This window comes from Weissella minor (genome assembly GCF_001437425.1).
Lineage (GTDB): Bacteria > Bacillota > Bacilli > Lactobacillales > Lactobacillaceae > Weissella > Weissella minor.
The window spans coordinates 23,934-39,672 of sequence record NZ_JQCD01000022.1 but is presented as its reverse complement, the minus strand read 5'-3'; the positions used below and the strand labels follow the sequence as shown (position 1 = coordinate 39,672).

The following is a 15,739-nucleotide window of genomic DNA, read 5'->3' as shown; positions in this document are numbered from 1 at the left end:
CCTAGTCCAAAATTTTCATTAAACAACGATAAAAAAGTGTCCGTATTTGAGACTGGCCCCGGTATATAAGCCTCATCTGAAAGTGGTGTGATTCCTAAATAGGGTCTCGAAATATATGCATTGATTACTCCTGCTGCTGTATAGGAGATAGAGACAAATTTAGCATTTGCTGGAACATCAACAACTCGACCAAATTCCGTCCAAGGCATTACTTTTTTTATAGTATCTGACACTGTATCGTATGATATATACGTTTTGTTCTTATCATACCAACCTACCACAAAACCGAGTGCACCATCGGTTCCTATCTTATTCACAAATATGTTTGCCTTAGCATACAGCTTTTTGCATCCTGCCGGGATTGAGACGATTTGGCTATTTAAAGCAGCTATATTCATGTTAGTATCTGCCATCATATTAATTCCAACACTTGGTACATTTTTATATGCATTCATCATTGTATAGTAAAAGTTTTTAGAACTTGATATTCCGTTAGCAGATTCAGGAGTCCACCATTTAAGACTTTCAGTCAAACTACTATCAATCACTAAATTAGCCTTTGAAACATCTAGCATTATGCCATCAGCTGTCTGTGATATTGTGCTCTTAAGACCACTTTCAGAGCTTTTAATTTGGCTCGTCGTGAAATCTTTACTTTGTGTCAATGTATTGGTATCACCACTTTTACGATCTTTAATTTCCTGTTGAATCGCATTATCTAATTGCACTCGAGTTGCTGATAAACCTGTTGACGGGTTGTTAACGATGCTTGTAATACTATCCGTTTTGATTTCAACCTTTGAGATTTTTTGCGACGCATCCTGCATTGCTTCTTGTTTCGCTTTATCAATACGTGGTTGAACAGTCTGTAAATCTTTGGTAACTTGCTGGTTCAATGCATCAACTTTTTGTTGCGATGTATCAATAGCATCTTTTTTTGCTGCATCAATTTTGGGTTGAATCTCAGCTAATCCACTGTTCACTGTTTTTTCAAGCTGTCCAATATTCTCATTCGTCTTTTGGTTTAATTGGTCGGAATATTCTTTAGCGCTCTTTAGGGCATCATCTACCTGCTTTTGTATATCATCGCCAATATTCTGGTTAAGCACCATTTGCCATGAACCGTTTTCAAAGCGCCAAATCTCAACTTCTCCGTTTGGCAATTGCTTAAACCATAAGTCACCCTCTTTAGCATTAGCAGGCTCCTTATCAGAATAAAATGTCTTTGACCCATCACTATTTTGCAAACCCCAATTAGAGTTATTCGCAACACTATCAATTGCCTTACCAATATTAGAAATTTGTTTACTTAAACTATCTTGCGTTAAGTCATCACCTAAGCTAATTCGCGAGTTCTGAGGTCGTAATAAATCATATTCAATCATAAACACGCGAGTTTCATAGGCAATTTCATGACCAACTGCTTTACGAATGACAACGTGGTCACCTAGCTGAACGGTTTGCCCATCCAAAACACTAGCTGAATACTGTACTTGCTTATGATTATGCTTTTTTAGTTCACGATAGGCTGCTCGTATCAATTGCTTCGGGTCATCAATATCTTCAAAAATAACTAAACGGTACGAACGCCCATACTTATTTGAAACTTCATGATCAGTTAGCGTATCTGATCCCTTTTTCTTGTCGAGTGGGTCTCCATTGGTCTTGCTCCAAGTGATGTCTTCAATCCCAATTCTACGACCATAACCGTCTGGTGACCCATCTTGACCCTCACTGACAAGCTCTCCTTTTCCACGCGGTACGATAGAAGCATATATTTCACTTTCATCTGATGTATTTGTGACTTCAATTAAATTCTTTTCCCATTCAAACCAATAGCTAACATTTGATGAACCAATTTCCGCCATGAAATCAATGTACGTTTTAACGATCTTATTACCGTCAAAATCCACGTGGAATTCTAGCTCTCCCTTTCCAATGACTTCAACCAGTTTGGTTAAACATTCTGTACGAGTTAAATAGTAAAAGTTTGTGTTAACACTTGTATCAATATTACATTTTCTGATTTCCCAATTATCACTGTCTGTAGAGTAATTAATTAAAACATCCTGTAAAACACTTCGTACTGATTTACCACTAGGACGATAATCCTTGACTAAACCTCGATTCGTTAATTGCTCCCATGCATACTCCATGGTTGTATAAGTAACTGTTTCCTGCCTATACTTACGATTTTGAATCGTAAACATTAAATATTCATCCCCATCAGGATCACGAATCAACATATAACGCGCATCTTCTGGCAATGCCATTCGAGATACAATTTCAACGGACATCGTTGAACCTTGATTAATCTTTTTAGTTAGATGTGCATCAATGATATGTTCCTCGTTAATGACACCTATCAATTTTTGATGTGTATCAAAATAATAAACATCCATTAAATAATCACCGCCTTATAGGTTAATTCAATCGCCTCACATCCAGAGATAGTAAATGTGTTACCATTCTTGATTTCAAACGATCCCAATGTACTTTTTATATTTAATCCATCCATCACATTGCTAGTTGAACGGATAACCGTCATCTTATTAAAATCAATCACAATATCCATTCCACTATCATATGCGCCATGAAAAGTAATATTTTTATTCATCCCATCAATCTTAATAACAGGTTGAGTTGGCTTTTTAATCACTAATTTATCTGGAACTACTGGATAAACTAAATTTGTATCGTCAACTTTTCCACCATTGGCTAACGTTACCGTTTTAGCATTGAAATACTTAAACGGTTTAGTTAGCTCAATCGTTAATGTGCCAATCACATTCAACTTCCCATCGGACGGATTGTCTAACGACTTAATTGTCCCGTAACGAAAGGTACCAGGCTCATCAGCGAAGTTAAATTTAGTCTCGTTATAATTACCAGTCACAAGTGTTTGGCGTAACTTATCCCACCGTTGCATAAATTCTTCTGGTGTCTTTGCTTCCATGCTAAAAGTCACAGTAATTTCTTTATCATCATAAAATGAGTAACCAAATACACTTCCATCCCCTGGACGATCTTACTTAGTAACTGTTCTTGCATTATCTTCACGTCCCTTTACTTTTAAGGTCCGATAACCTGGAACAATTTTATCTAAGTTTTGACCATTCCAAGTGATGGACTCCGACACAACCTCACTTTGTGTGCTCTTTCCTTTGTCCATATCTCTAAATTCGTAAACCATGTCTGCCTCCAAATAAAAAAGCGCAGACATCTTCGTCTACGCTCTAGATTCTATAACGACTCGATAGTCGAATATTATTACCGTTTGTTTGGTTGATGTTCTCAGCAAAGCCACTATATGTGTTATCACCCATCTCTAAATTAATATATGCTGGTTGACTAAAGTTAGTATCATTTAGTGATACTCCAAGTGCTCCACTAGCTCCTATATTCAAGTTATCACTTGTTGATGTAAGTGAGTAAGCTAATTGCGTTTCACTTGGATCAATCATCATAGCTTGTGCCATTCTATCTGACATGCTTGCAACTGGATTAATCATGTTTTGCATCCCTATGACTAGCCCTTCACCAGTATATACACCAATTTCTTTCATAACTCGTGAAGGTGAATGGATAGATAGTGCACTTTTAATTGTACGTACAGCAGCATTTGCAATGCTCGATGCAACATTCATCACATGTCCTGCCATTGAAGCAATACCATTTGCAAACCCCATCATCATGTTATAACCGTCATTGAATAAACTAAATCCAGATATTCCATTTCTCACAGCATTTGCTGAGCCATTTCCGGCTCCTTGTGCTTGCCCGAATCCAGCTCTAATCCCCTGTACAAACATATCTAATAATTTTGTCCCAGAACCCACTACTTCACCTAAAGTGTATCCAACCCCATAGACAAATTTCATTACTGCATCTCTAGCTCTATCAGCTATCTCCGGAATTTTTGAAACAATTCCATCTATAAATTTAAATAGCAAATTTATCCCTGCATCAATAATTTGACCTAGGTTGTTAGTGATACCATTAATAAAGGTAACAATAACACGAACTGCAGCTGGAATAATCCGTGGAATATTTCGATTTAACCCGTTTAAGAAATTAACAATTACATTTGTCGCTGCATTGATAACTGCACCAATCTTGCTTGCAATTGCATTCAAGAACCCAATCATAATTTGAATAGCAGTCGACGCAATCGGACCTATTTTACTAGCGATCGCTTGTAAGAACTGCAACATCATATTCAAAACAGTTGTAATAATTCTTGGTGCCGTTGTACTAACTGCCGTCAATATTCCATTCATGATAGAAACCATTCCTTGAATAATTATTGGCATATTTCCAGTAATAGCTGTCAGAAACGAAACCATCATCATAGCCGCTCCGGTTCCAATAGCCGTGAACGTCGGTACAATTTGATTCATCACTGTAGTTAGTTGGATGAATGCCATAATCATTCCAGATATACCTGTTGTGGCCATCAATATTCCTGCCCCAATCATCGTGACCATTGCTCCAAATGATAAGAATGCAACAGATACCGAAAGTATAACTGCGCTCAGACTAAAAAACACTCCTGACAGTGCAAATAATCCAGCCGTATTAGCTGTTAAAATTGGAGCCATCAATGTTAGAGCTCCTGTCACTGCAATAATTGCCACACTTACAGCTGTTACTGCAATCACACCCTGTGTACCAGTTTGTGCTAATGCAGCAATTCCAAATGCCATCGCTCCAATTCCCGCTGTTGCAACACCCACTCCAACACCAACTTTAAGAACTGCACCACTAAATCCACCAAATGCTGATCCAGCTTTTTGTGCTGAACCTGAAGCGCCATTCGATGCAGTTGTCACTTGCTGTAAACTCGTACTTGAACTTTTTGCTGCTTTTCCAGAATTTGTGAAATGTCCTACTAATCCACTCGCCGTATTTCCAACCGCTTTCAGTGGTCCCAATACCAAAGATGCTACATTTTTGGTTCCTGTTACAATTGTATTAAAATTAGTTAATGATTTTCCCGCAATTGTCATCGCTGGACCAATTACTGGACTCAAACCAATAAATGACCTAATGACACTGGCCACTGAACTATCACTATCATTAGCCCAGTTCAAAGCTTGTGCCGTCATGGTTAACATTGATTTGTTAGTATCTTCAGCTCCAATCATAGATTTTTTGCTCAATGAATCCCATGAACCACCTACTTGTTCAATCTTTGATCCAATGTTGTTTTGCATGTCATTAGCTTGTTGATTTAAGTATGCATTTGCAGTCTGCGTATTTTTACCAACTTTATCCATCTCACTGCTATAAGCAGCCCAGGAGGTTTTTGCATCACCACTTGTGTCATTAATCGAATTAAGTAGTGGAAGCATCGCTTGCATACCAGAAGTGTGAAACATTGTTTTCAAGGCGGCTTTCTTTTCAGAATCACCCATTCCTGACGTAGCTTTAGACACGTCCTTTAAAATATCCGGGAATGGCCTCATTTTTCCAGAAGCATCATTAATATTAATACCTAATCGGTCAAATTCATCTGCCGCCTTTTTTGATGGTGCCTGCATCTGAAGCAAAGCATGCCGTAAATCTTGAGCGGCTTGAGCTGAACTCATTCCTGTATTAGTTAACAGACCTATAGCAGTTGATGTCTCTGATAAACTCATTCCTGAAGAACTAGCAACCGGTCCCATGGTTGCTAATGCCTCTTGCATTGATTCAATTGACGCATTAGATAGGTTTGCAGATTGTGTTAGTAACGCTGCCGCTTGCTGTGGGCTTTCAAGACTATCACCCCAAACATTCATTGCTTGTTGGACAACACCCGCCGTTGTTTTTAAATCTGCTCCTGCAGCCGTTGCTGCTTTTGCAATTGCTGGAAATTGTTCTTTAATTTCACCTACACTGGCACCGTTTCGAGCCATTTCAACCATGGCATCACTAGCATCATTGGCTGATATAGGTAAATCTTGCCCCATTTTTAATGCCACTTCACTAAGACCCTGAATATCTTTTGAAGTACCTCCGGCAATTATAGCTGCTTGATTAAGCCCGGTTTCAAAGTCCCCAAAACTCTTTAAAGACTTTACTCCCATAGCAGTGGTTGCTGCTCCGGCAATCATCATCCCTTTACCAACAGTTTGAGCTGCACGTTGTGTGGCATCGCCCCATCCGCTTGTCGACTTTTGTACACCGGCACTACTTGAATTTGCTTTGTTTTCAAACCCTTGCATTTGTTGCGTTGCCTGTTGAATACCGCGTGTATAGTTGGCAATATCAGCGATTAACTTTGCTTCAACTGTATATGATTCAGCCATTCAATTCCTCCTTTCCTCTAATCTCGTTTAACCGTTGTTGCCGCTCTAAAATCGCATCTTCTTTAGACTTTTGAACCACATACTCACCAGTATTAAATGTTCGCTTAATACGATTTTCTGCTTGTTTATAATCATTCCCAAAGAATTTATCGTACGAATCAAAAACCGGTCGTGGGTGCTTCTCACCCCTTGTGGATTGAACAACTTGACGTTGCCAAGCTAACTCTGCGTTAAGTGCTCGCTTATCTAATTGCATTAATTGTGCCGCTTCCATACGCATTTGATATTCATTCATCCCCATCGTTTCGATGAGATAAATGTCAGTCATATCAAAGTACCGCATAGCTGACACTACTAACTCATGGTAGCGAGCACTACTATTTAAATCATCTTGAGCTAATTCGCCGCTTTCTCCAATGCGGCCGTCACTTTTCCCTTAGTAACATTACTTTCCGTTAGTTCCTTAATGGTTTCATCAATTAGCGCATCAATGTCAGCATCTGTTTCGAGATAATCATCAAGTGTTGTTTCTCCCAAACGTGGTGATTCTGTCTTATTAGCTGCTAGTAAAAATTCAGCTAGAGCAACAGGGTTACGAGTTCCTGTAAGTTGTGCCAATCCCACTTCTAATCCAGCGCCAAACTTCACACCATTCGCATCTACAAAATAAACTTCATCCAAAGCTTTCAAAAACTTAATTCCAAATTTAAATGTATATGTTTTACCGTTAATTGTTAATTCCATGATTTCTATATCTCCGTTTCATTATGTAGTTACTATAAAAGGCCTCTCACCCTATTTGAACGTATAGCCGTTGTCGCTGATTGCATTATTCAGCTGGCGTCGTGGCCTTTGGAATATCCTTAAATGCATATTGCAAGTCACCGATCGTCTTCTTATCAACGGTTGCTGAACCTTTTTTAGGTTGTCCGTTAACCTTTAGTTCAACTTTAACTTTGTTAAAATCATCTGCATCAGAATCAGAGCTAAACTTTGTGACTACTGCTTGCATGTACTTAGCAGGGTATTTACCATCAGTCTCCGGCTTTTCAAAGTTCACTTCCCAAAATTCAAATACATCATGATTGATTGACGCATCTTCCAACAACGCAACCACTGGGTCATCAGAGCCCAAAAATTCCAAAGACAATTCAACTTCTGGATTTCCTGCAACTGTGATATTCCCATCTTTTGTTTCAGTCGTGTTATCATCACTCGAAATCTCAATTGAGTGCGTTGTCTGTAATGAGATACGTGTCCCATCCATATTTTTTCCATCACTTAAGCGACGAGCAAACAATACTTTATTTGCCCCATTAATCGCTGTGGCCATTTCTTCTGCCATTCTATTTCCTCCTAATAGGCTGCGTACGTCACATCTAATACACCATGCCATACGCTTGCATTATCATATTTATCTGGTGCAACAACATTCATGGTTTGTTGCGGTCTAATCTGTAAATTATAGTGTTGCGATGACTTAAGGCTACTCAATAACGTAAAGACTTTACTCGTCATCTTTGATACTTCCCAGCGTTGTTTACGATTACCCCAAACATGAAGTGTGATGGCCACCGCTCCTTGCAATTGCGTTTTTGTATTACCTGTCAGCAATTGTGTTGCCCCGATGACTATATACGGTCCATACTCTGTCATCTTTGAGAGAGAGTCATCCGGTGACATATCATAGACCGGTAAATTGTCTTCTTGAAGCAATTGAAACACAGCATCAAATACCTCGTTATCTGGTGTAATCATGTTTTAAGCACCTCACTTATTTTCTGTTTAAACAAGGCGTCGTGAATTCTAAAAGCATTTGACATAAAGAACTTTGGTCCAATATATCGAGTCCCGTTTTCTTGGACATATCCATAGTTGAAACGCCCATTATAGGCATTAGCCGTAATTGTTGCTTGTGAGAAGTATGCATTACCTTGCATCCGAACGTGGACTTCTCTACGTAAATGTCCAGTATCTACTGGCACTGTACGCATAACTTGCCCTTGTAAGTCACTAGCCACACTACGAACGATTGCCCTTGACTTCGCAACAGCCTCTTTATCTTTTAATCTCATAGCACTAATGAATTTATCTGCGCCTGTGACTGTCATGCATTCTTCTCCTTCAAAATAATGGACTCTTTATTTCCAATACGTTGTCGAGAAAATTCCACATACCTAATTCCAGATATATCCACCTCATCAAATTCCGGAATTTCTGTTAATGAACGGATAACCTGCATCTTTGAATTTGTAACACCATAATCTCGAAAGGCTTTTGCGTAACTTAACGAAGTGACATTTAGATAAACCACTTCTGTTTCATCACCCTCCGGCCATTCATGTGTAATTGGATCGTATCTAGGTTCTAGAATATGCCGAATAAAGATTACTTCTGTATTCATCATCATACAAAAAAATAACCTCCATGCTTTGGCTTCTGATAATCATCACCATTCAGATAAGCATTAATTTCATCCATATATTGAGTGAAATCATCGTCCGGAAAGGTCATGCTTAAACCTTCTTGCTGATACGACTTCATCCCCTCATTACCAATACGTGCAAATCTTGCTGCTGTTACTTCTGTAACAACGTCCTCGAATTCAGAGGGTATATCTGTTGCCTTGTCCAACTTCAAAAGTCGTTTTAATCGTGAAGTAGTCAACGCTTCAATAACCTTTAACTTGGCGTCTGTCGTCGCCTTATCATCGTACAGCGTTTTAATATCTTCTACTGTACTCATACATCATCACCTACTTAGCTGGCGTTGATTTTGAAACACCAGCAGTAAATACGGCTTGTTTGTTATCTTCCAAAATCCATTGTCCAAACTTACCATGTCCTTGCAAAGCTACACCGTCGAAGTCTTCTGATTCAATCGTTCGAGCTGTGTTAATACCTGTAAATGTACGGCCAATGTTGTCAGGCGCAAAAATCACTTGAGATCCAGCTAAGTATTGATCAGGTACTTCTGTAATAGTAAATCCCTTGAACATAGTGACACCATTTTCATCAATTGAAACTGTTGAACGTTTGGCTGATGTTGTTAATCCTAAATCAACAATGTTGTTATAAACGTCTGCGGAAACATACGCACGAACGGGTACGTCAACTTCAAGTTCTAAGAACTTCTTTGAGGCTGCATTAAACAACTTTGTAACGTCGGTTGCTGCACCCAAGTCTTCCGCCGCTGAATCGACTAGGAATTGGCCATTAGCCTTATTGAATTTACGTGTCAACGCTTGTGCTTGTAGCTCCAAACGATTAGCCAATGCTGCATTTACATCATTATTAACTGTTGCTCGATCAATTCCTTCATGGAAATTCCATTCATCTGTATAAGGAACATCCAAGTCTTCATAGATAATTTCAGTACGGTCACCAAAACGTGATGACTTACCTGTACCTGTTCCAAATGCTGTATTAGCATCTACTGAATACTTACCGACAACTACTGGCACATTATTTGTCTTAACCGAAAATGCAGTCTTGTTGTTTTGCACGCCATCAAGTGCTTGCAATACGCCAAACGTTGGACCAAATACAGCTTTCACATTGAATACTGCTTGTGCTAACCCTGCAAATTGCTTTTGATAAGTGCGTGCTGCTAACTTATTATTTTGTCCTGAAACCATTTTAAATACCTCTTTCTATTTATACTTATTCATCACTTGAACAAATGGATCATCTGCGCCATCGACATTTGAACCACCATTCTTAGGCGCCTCAGTTCGTAGCCGTTCATTGACACCCTCGTTAATACCTTGTTCAATAGCTGATTGAATCGTTTCCATCGTGCTATGAATAACATCTGCATCCCCAAGTTCAACCAACGAATTAGCCAATCCTGTAGGAAGGCCTTGTTTAGCAAGTTCATCACTAATGCTAGCTGTAAGTTCACGCTTCTGCAGTGTTGCTTCACGGTCAGCAATCTCTTGTTCTTTCTGTGACAACTCTGCATCCTTGCGTTCCTTCTCAGTCATAGCAGCTAGCTTTTGTCCCTCAGACTTGCCTGCCTCTTTAGCCTCTTGAATTTGTTGCTCTAACTTCTCTTGTTGCTTAGCTAATCGACGGTCGACTTCACGATCTAAATCAGATTGTGTAAATGTTTTAGATTGTTCTTGCTTATCTTCATCACTAGCTTGACTTCCTTCTGCATTTACAATAGGTTCTTCTACATTTGTTGATTCTTCTGGCATAATAAATTCCTTTCCCAACACAAAAAGACGTGTTAGCGAATCCAAGCAGGGATTCCCACTCACATTCAACACGTCTTTCGCATCACGATATTAAATTTTATCTAGTTTACCCTCGTTTCGGAGCAGATATATTACTTCAAACTATCCACACCATATACGGCACATCGGCAATTAGGATGGCGTGGTAAATAATATGGTTCATCACCAAATTTACTTATTGGAAATCTTTTGCCATCTAGTGGCATACAATACTTACAAGCATCTGGACTGGCAACCCATTCTAAATACTTATAGTCATTATCTGTAGCGTCTTGTACTTGTTGCAATGTTGATACTCTTGCACCCTCAGTTCGTAAAATTCGTTCTGCTTGGTAGTGCGTAACACCAAACTTATCACGTAACACTTTGTTATATGCTGTGGGATTTTCTTGAGTTAACAAAGATTTTTGCATTATACTAGTCAATTCACTCCGTAAATCAGCCATACTTGACCAAATACGATCTGACCACTTAGCCCCGTTGAATGCCTGATTAATAATATCAAGGTTAGCCTCTTTAATCGACCTATCTTGATAGGCTTTCTTGCCCCATTTAGCCGTTTTTCTTTGTTCCTCGACCAAATCGTTATGCATCATATTAATGAGATTAGCACCTAAAATAGAGGTATATACAGTTGTTGCATAATCTAACAATTGATTATTATTTGATACGTTTTGTGGTGTAATATCATTTTGCCGTGCTTGTTCATCCAATTGTATTTTTAGTTCAGCATCGGGAATTTTACTATTGTCAGCATTTGTATAATCAGTATTTTTTTCGTTAAACAATGCCCAAAAAGCCATATACATGGCCGATACCTTAGCAATCTCTCGCTTTAGTTGTTTAGACTTTGACTTATCATGCTTAAGTTGTTTACGTGTAAACTCATATAAACTATCCCGCTTCGTCATCTACTTCATCCCCATCAGTTGGTGTCTGCATTGGATAATCGTTAAAGTGCGTCTGTTCATCCATTAATTGCATAATCTCATCTGGATCACTAACTCCCGGTAAGAAACGATACAAATATTCTTGTGGTAATGTTGCTCCTGCGTTTACTAACATTTGAAGTGTTTGAATATCATCAGTTGGTAAATTATCTTCAAACGTGAATCTGATATTATTTACATCGATGTCCCAACCAGTTGAAGCCAGACGTTCTAAGTTATCAACAACCGTATACCGTCTATATAATCCTTTTTCAAACATGCGTCGCTTAGTGGCTGCTAATTCAACCGTTCCAAGTAACTTATACTGCATAGCTACTCCTGAAGTGTTAGCTGCAAAATTCTCATCAGTTAAATTAGGCGTATGACTAAACTTATGAATATCGTCTGCGATACGTTTCTTATAAGCTTCTGTACCTGCTACATCATATTGCTTATAGATATATTCAGCTGATACATTTGTTTGTTGCCCCATGGCACTAATCCCTGAATGCAAAAATAATGTGTTGCTATCTTTTAATTGCTGATTGAACTCTCGTTTGATATCCATTACTTTTTCAGCATAATCAGGTTCTTTGCTATCAATAGATGCAATTAATTGTTCCAATTCATTAGCAATGTCTCCTTGAATGACTAACAACGCATCGTTCAAGTCACTCATATAGTTAGCTGTATCTGATTGAGCAGCATCGTATAGGTCAATCAAAGATAGTACACGTTCGAAGTCGCCTGTCCGCATACGATTGTTGTCATATTCAATAATCGGTAAAATTGTTCGTGGTTCGTGTACATCCAAATTTAATGTGCTATTGTCTTTTATGTCTGTCGGTTGGTATCTAACATATTCATCCTGCGTCCATACTTCAATAACATATTGAAGTTTTGCTGTATCCTCATCAACCATTGTTACACTGTGATAACGGATTGCCATTACAGGCATTGGATCAACATCAAGTGAGTAAATAATAAAAGTTTCAAGTGGGTTTAAACGTACAAACTTCTCTGTATTACGTTCGTCACGATAAACATATTCATATGCTCGACCAAAAATACTCGTATCTAGAAACAACTCATAATTATGTGCATCAACATCGTTTACTTTATTAACCAGGTCCAGTTTACTATGATTCTTAGAATCAACTTGCATCCCCACAGGTTTACCAACAGAAAAAGCTGTTTGTAGGTCAGCTATATCACTGGCAAATGGATGCGCTGCACGATAATCTGCTTTACCAGTTTCTTTTCTTCGATTAGTAGATTCAAAAATATCCGTATTGTGTCCTAGATAATAATTTTGTAAGACCTCAAGTCGTGGTACTTGTTTCTCTTTATGGTGTACAATAAATTTAAGTAACCGCTCCGTGTCAGCAAGTAATATTTGTGGGTCTTCTTGATACACCATATTAGCCTGCTCTAAATTAAAAGCTTCCAAAATATCACCATCCTTCCTTTGGTATAGATTGTGAAAAAACACCAATATTGACTTTGTGAAATAGTCAGTACTGGTGTTTTATTAGTTTGTGAATTTGTAAAATTTCACAAATAGCCGCAATTGCTGATATATCAACAACTATCTGTAAGGTACATTATGTTAACTAGGATTGGTATAGTTTTAAATTCCCAAATTTTTAATCATTTCTGCACGGTCTGAACGACTCATATACTGGTTGTTCTTCATAAAGGCATATGGTTCCATACCATAACGCAATGCATCAATGGCGTGATTGTTTAAGTCTTGTGGCTTATTTAACCAGTTGCCTTCTTTGTCTCTATCATATACATAAGTATTCAGCTCTTCCCAAAGGCCTTTAACTCTAGGATGTACAACAAAACGGTAACTCTGCATCATTTGCACACCCTGTTCAACACTATCTCGCCCTTTATGCGCTGGCATAATGTTACCAACTGCATGCATGGAAAGTTCTTGGATTAGGCGTTGTTCAGCACTATCGGCAATAATCTTTTTACCAATTGAACCATGAGTCTTCAATGATTCAGCAATTTGTTCAGTCAGCATACCTTGTTTATAAAACTCATCATAGATATACACAATCCGCTTATCTTGGTCAATTGCGAAGAACTCACCCGCAGTTGGATCATGTTTAAATCCAAAATCTAACCCGACACTTTTGGGAAAAGTTGCAATGCTCTCCATTGTAAAGTCTTGCTGTTCAAACAATCCTTCAAATACTAAACCTTCTGCAATTCCCCACTCTCCGTCTACAGCCACACGAGCACGATTAGGGTTACGTATTCTCATTTCTTCAAGACTAGCAATATATTCATCGTCTAGATGGTCATTATCTTTGTAGGTCGTTGTGAATGACCTTGAATTTTTACGCTTAGTTTCTTCATCAAAGAATTCTGATTTCAGCCAGTGTTTATCTGACCAAGGATTAAACATTAGAATCGATTGGTAGAATCCGTTTGGATCATCTAATTTGCCACGGATTGACTCTTCTACCGTCTGAAAAGCATCTAAACTTTTCAACTCATATGCTTCTTCATAAAACACCCTACACAAATTACCTGTTGTCGCACGAATTGAAGTGATCTTTAACGGATCATCCATCCCTCTGAAGAACACTTTTTGACCCGTTGGTTTATAGGTAATTTCAAGTGGTGACGTTGTGAACTTAAACAAGTCTCCCACTCCCATATCATATGCTGCACTTTTTATACCTGCAAATGTACTGTCTTTATGGGTCCCAAAATACTGGCGGACCACCAACCAATTAACATACGGTTTAGTAATGATATCAATGATCACTTTAAAGTCTGCTGCCACCGATTTACCTGAACCACGTGATCCCTTATAAGCTAAGTATCTCGCTTTACTAGTAAACAATGGGTAATATGCCGGCGATACCATTTTAGGAATATTCAAATTAACTTCCATCTTCACTATCCTCCGGAATCGTTACATTTACTGTTACACCACTACCAACATCACGACTATTTAGGTACTCAATTAATTGCTTTCTAGCTTTATCTCGGTCATGCAATTCAATGTGTGGTCCATCTTTACCTGTACTGATGCTTTTAATGAGACTAGTATCAACTTTGTCTTTATCCTTGAACTGCACCCATGAATTGTGCTGCTTAATGGGCTCATCATTAGTATCCAACTTAACGTTCTTATCAGAATCTGTAACAAGTTCATCATATTGGCCAAATTCAACGAAGTTACCAATATCTGCTCTAGCTTCCTTAGCTAAGTCTTCAACCAGGTCAAACACGCCAATTGATAACTCTTTTAATTTGGCTTTACGCAACTTTGAAATAGCTGATTGAACTCCAACATTTTCCAACATCCTTGGGCCTGCTGTTTTGGCTGTATTATATGTTGAATCATAAGCATTTATGTAAGCCTGCGTTGCATTAGAAAGTCGCACATACTCCATTGCAAAGGCTTTTTGCTTATCTGTTAAAGCACTTTCATCCAACTCATCAAGTGCTTTTTGTGTCTCATGAGACGTTGCAACGTTTTTGCGTTGCGTTGCATTTTTGTTGCGTTCTGTTGCAATACTTTTCGGTGGTGCATTATCGGTAATAGGTTCATCGTCCCACTTGTAACGAGACTTCCAAGAACGAATAGTAGATGCTGACTTACCTATCTTATTTGCAATGTCCTTAATCTTCATTCCTGCTAGGTAGTCTTCTTTAGCCTGTTCTTTAACATCCATTACATACACTCACCTCCTTTAATAAATAGCCACTTGCGTCTTTGCTTTGGGTTTACATGGATTTGATTTACTCTTATGTACTTCCTTTGTCTGCTTCTTATGTTGATTATCCATCTTGCCGATAATCTGATCTTCTAGTCTGCGTTGCATTGTCACATTCAATTCCCCCTAATTTTGTGCACAAAAAAAGAGCAACCAACTTAATGATTACTCTTTAATGTTTTGACAACCATTTTATTAGACAATAAACAATTAAAAAACCAATAATTATTGAAATGCCAAATGCTATTATCCAAGTTGCCATAATGCGTTATCTCCTATTCCTTAATTTTTCTAATTTCATCTCGGTATCTTGCTTCGCTGATTTTATTTAAATCATTAATTTTTATTCTTATCAGGTCAATTGGATCAAATGATTGACCTGTAAAATCTTGTTTTAATAATGAAACAATTACTGCTATGAAAGCTATAAATGTATATGTATCTTCATCGCCTTTTTTATTTTCAGATTGGTTCTGTTCTGAATTATCTTGAGCATTCTGGACATACAAAAACTGCATAAAGTCTCCGACC

Annotated in this window: 18 protein-coding genes and 2 pseudogenes; all 20 read right to left on the bottom strand. The window is 38.2% G+C overall.

The features are described from left to right. The coding region (locus IV67_RS03445) for a hypothetical protein (RefSeq protein WP_157050285.1) at window positions 1–2,402 on the bottom strand (2,402 nt) is incomplete at its 3' end. After that, window positions 2,402–2,659, bottom strand: coding sequence for a phage distal tail protein (locus IV67_RS09610; protein ID WP_420031179.1), 258 nt, complete (start codon window positions 2,657–2,659; stop codon window positions 2,402–2,404). The genes IV67_RS03445 and IV67_RS09610, both read right to left, overlap by 1 nt. Before the next feature lie 96 nt (window positions 2,660–2,755). After that, window positions 2,756–3,010: pseudogene (locus tag IV67_RS09605) on the bottom strand (hypothetical protein); the annotation flags it as partial. An 18-nt stretch (window positions 3,011–3,028) separates the two neighbouring features. Further along, the gene (locus IV67_RS09245; protein WP_157050284.1) at window positions 3,029–3,193 is read right to left on the bottom strand and encodes a hypothetical protein; all 165 of its coding nucleotides are present in this window, start codon (window positions 3,191–3,193) and stop codon (window positions 3,029–3,031) included. A gap of 43 nt (window positions 3,194–3,236) precedes the next feature. Then, window positions 3,237–6,293 carry a phage tail tape measure protein gene (locus IV67_RS03435; RefSeq protein ID WP_057787145.1) on the bottom strand — a complete coding sequence of 1,019 codons (3,057 nt, stop codon included), beginning with the start codon at window positions 6,291–6,293 and terminating at the stop codon, window positions 3,237–3,239. Continuing rightward, the gene (locus IV67_RS03430) at window positions 6,286–6,636 is read right to left on the bottom strand and encodes a hypothetical protein (protein ID WP_162261069.1); all 351 of its coding nucleotides are present in this window, start codon (window positions 6,634–6,636) and stop codon (window positions 6,286–6,288) included. The genes IV67_RS03435 and IV67_RS03430 overlap by 8 nt, the downstream gene beginning before the upstream one ends. Window positions 6,637–6,689: 53 nt before the next feature. Further along, window positions 6,690–7,037, bottom strand: coding sequence for a tail assembly chaperone (locus IV67_RS03425; protein ID WP_057787141.1), 348 nt, complete (start codon window positions 7,035–7,037; stop codon window positions 6,690–6,692). A gap of 85 nt (window positions 7,038–7,122) precedes the next feature. Next, complete coding sequence (locus IV67_RS03420; protein WP_057787139.1) at window positions 7,123–7,638, bottom strand: phage major tail protein, TP901-1 family; 516 nt, start codon at window positions 7,636–7,638, stop codon at window positions 7,123–7,125. A gap of 11 nt (window positions 7,639–7,649) precedes the next feature. Beyond that, window positions 7,650–8,051: a hypothetical protein gene (locus tag IV67_RS03415; protein WP_057787137.1), complete on the bottom strand. Its 402-nt coding sequence runs from the start codon at window positions 8,049–8,051 to the stop codon at window positions 7,650–7,652. Continuing rightward, window positions 8,048–8,404 (bottom strand): HK97 gp10 family phage protein, encoded by a 357-nt coding sequence (locus tag IV67_RS03410; protein WP_057787135.1) that lies wholly within the window; start codon window positions 8,402–8,404, stop codon window positions 8,048–8,050. The genes IV67_RS03415 and IV67_RS03410 overlap by 4 nt, the downstream gene beginning before the upstream one ends. Continuing rightward, window positions 8,401–8,703 (bottom strand): hypothetical protein, encoded by a 303-nt coding sequence (locus IV67_RS03405; RefSeq protein ID WP_057787133.1) that lies wholly within the window; start codon window positions 8,701–8,703, stop codon window positions 8,401–8,403. Before IV67_RS03405 ends, IV67_RS03410 begins: the two co-directional genes overlap by 4 nt. Then, a complete protein-coding gene (locus IV67_RS03400) occupies window positions 8,700–9,038 on the bottom strand; it encodes a phage head-tail connector protein (RefSeq protein ID WP_057787131.1) in 339 nt (112 codons plus the stop codon). The genes IV67_RS03405 and IV67_RS03400 overlap by 4 nt, the downstream gene beginning before the upstream one ends. A 10-nt stretch (window positions 9,039–9,048) precedes the next feature. Beyond that, window positions 9,049–9,930: a hypothetical protein gene (locus IV67_RS03395; protein ID WP_057787129.1), complete on the bottom strand. Its 882-nt coding sequence runs from the start codon at window positions 9,928–9,930 to the stop codon at window positions 9,049–9,051. A gap of 15 nt (window positions 9,931–9,945) precedes the next feature. Continuing rightward, window positions 9,946–10,494: a DUF4355 domain-containing protein gene (locus tag IV67_RS03390; RefSeq protein ID WP_057787127.1), complete on the bottom strand. Its 549-nt coding sequence runs from the start codon at window positions 10,492–10,494 to the stop codon at window positions 9,946–9,948. A gap of 131 nt (window positions 10,495–10,625) precedes the next feature. Next, complete coding sequence (locus IV67_RS03385; protein WP_057787125.1) at window positions 10,626–11,444, bottom strand: minor capsid protein; 819 nt, start codon at window positions 11,442–11,444, stop codon at window positions 10,626–10,628. After that, window positions 11,428–12,912, bottom strand: a complete 1,485-nt coding sequence (locus IV67_RS03380) for a phage portal protein (RefSeq protein ID WP_236698245.1) — start codon at window positions 12,910–12,912, stop codon at window positions 11,428–11,430. The genes IV67_RS03385 and IV67_RS03380 overlap by 17 nt, the downstream gene beginning before the upstream one ends. A 180-nt stretch (window positions 12,913–13,092) precedes the next feature. Further along, window positions 13,093–14,379: a PBSX family phage terminase large subunit gene (locus tag IV67_RS03375; protein WP_057787123.1), complete on the bottom strand. Its 1,287-nt coding sequence runs from the start codon at window positions 14,377–14,379 to the stop codon at window positions 13,093–13,095. Beyond that, on the bottom strand, window positions 14,369–15,166 hold the full coding sequence (locus IV67_RS03370; protein WP_057787121.1) for a terminase small subunit: 798 nt from the start codon (window positions 15,164–15,166) through the stop codon (window positions 14,369–14,371). Before IV67_RS03370 ends, IV67_RS03375 begins: the two co-directional genes overlap by 11 nt. A gap of 18 nt (window positions 15,167–15,184) precedes the next feature. Beyond that, on the bottom strand, window positions 15,185–15,322 hold the full coding sequence (locus IV67_RS09465) for a hypothetical protein (protein WP_236698244.1): 138 nt from the start codon (window positions 15,320–15,322) through the stop codon (window positions 15,185–15,187). A 161-nt stretch (window positions 15,323–15,483) separates the two neighbouring features. Continuing rightward, window positions 15,484–15,739 (bottom strand): annotated as a pseudogene (locus IV67_RS03365) (hypothetical protein); the annotation flags it as partial.

What these genes read in the sequence shown, in the direction of transcription:
- IV67_RS03435 (WP_057787145.1), bottom strand. Translation starts at nt 6,293, where the DNA reads ATGGCTGAATCATATACAGTTGAAGCAAAGTTAATCGCTGATATTGCC.
- IV67_RS03410 (WP_057787135.1), bottom strand. Translation starts at nt 8,404, where the DNA reads ATGACAGTCACAGGCGCAGATAAATTCATTAGTGCTATGAGATTAAAA.
- IV67_RS03400 (WP_057787131.1), bottom strand. Translation starts at nt 9,038, where the DNA reads ATGAGTACAGTAGAAGATATTAAAACGCTGTACGATGATAAGGCGACG.
- IV67_RS03405 (WP_057787133.1), bottom strand. Translation starts at nt 8,703, where the DNA reads ATGATGATGAATACAGAAGTAATCTTTATTCGGCATATTCTAGAACCT.
- IV67_RS03425 (WP_057787141.1), bottom strand. Translation starts at nt 7,037, where the DNA reads ATGGAATTAACAATTAACGGTAAAACATATACATTTAAATTTGGAATT.
- IV67_RS03390 (WP_057787127.1), bottom strand. Translation starts at nt 10,494, where the DNA reads ATGCCAGAAGAATCAACAAATGTAGAAGAACCTATTGTAAATGCAGAA.
- IV67_RS03375 (WP_057787123.1), bottom strand. Translation starts at nt 14,379, where the DNA reads ATGGAAGTTAATTTGAATATTCCTAAAATGGTATCGCCGGCATATTAC.
- IV67_RS03370 (WP_057787121.1), bottom strand. Translation starts at nt 15,166, where the DNA reads ATGGATGTTAAAGAACAGGCTAAAGAAGACTACCTAGCAGGAATGAAG.
- IV67_RS03385 (WP_057787125.1), bottom strand. Translation starts at nt 11,444, where the DNA reads ATGACGAAGCGGGATAGTTTATATGAGTTTACACGTAAACAACTTAAG.
- IV67_RS03395 (WP_057787129.1), bottom strand. Translation starts at nt 9,930, where the DNA reads ATGGTTTCAGGACAAAATAATAAGTTAGCAGCACGCACTTATCAAAAG.
- IV67_RS09245 (WP_157050284.1), bottom strand. Translation starts at nt 3,193, where the DNA reads ATGGTTTACGAATTTAGAGATATGGACAAAGGAAAGAGCACACAAAGT.
- IV67_RS03415 (WP_057787137.1), bottom strand. Translation starts at nt 8,051, where the DNA reads ATGATTACACCAGATAACGAGGTATTTGATGCTGTGTTTCAATTGCTT.
- IV67_RS03420 (WP_057787139.1), bottom strand. Translation starts at nt 7,638, where the DNA reads ATGGCAGAAGAAATGGCCACAGCGATTAATGGGGCAAATAAAGTATTG.
- IV67_RS03430 (WP_162261069.1), bottom strand. Translation starts at nt 6,636, where the DNA reads ATGCGGTACTTTGATATGACTGACATTTATCTCATCGAAACGATGGGG.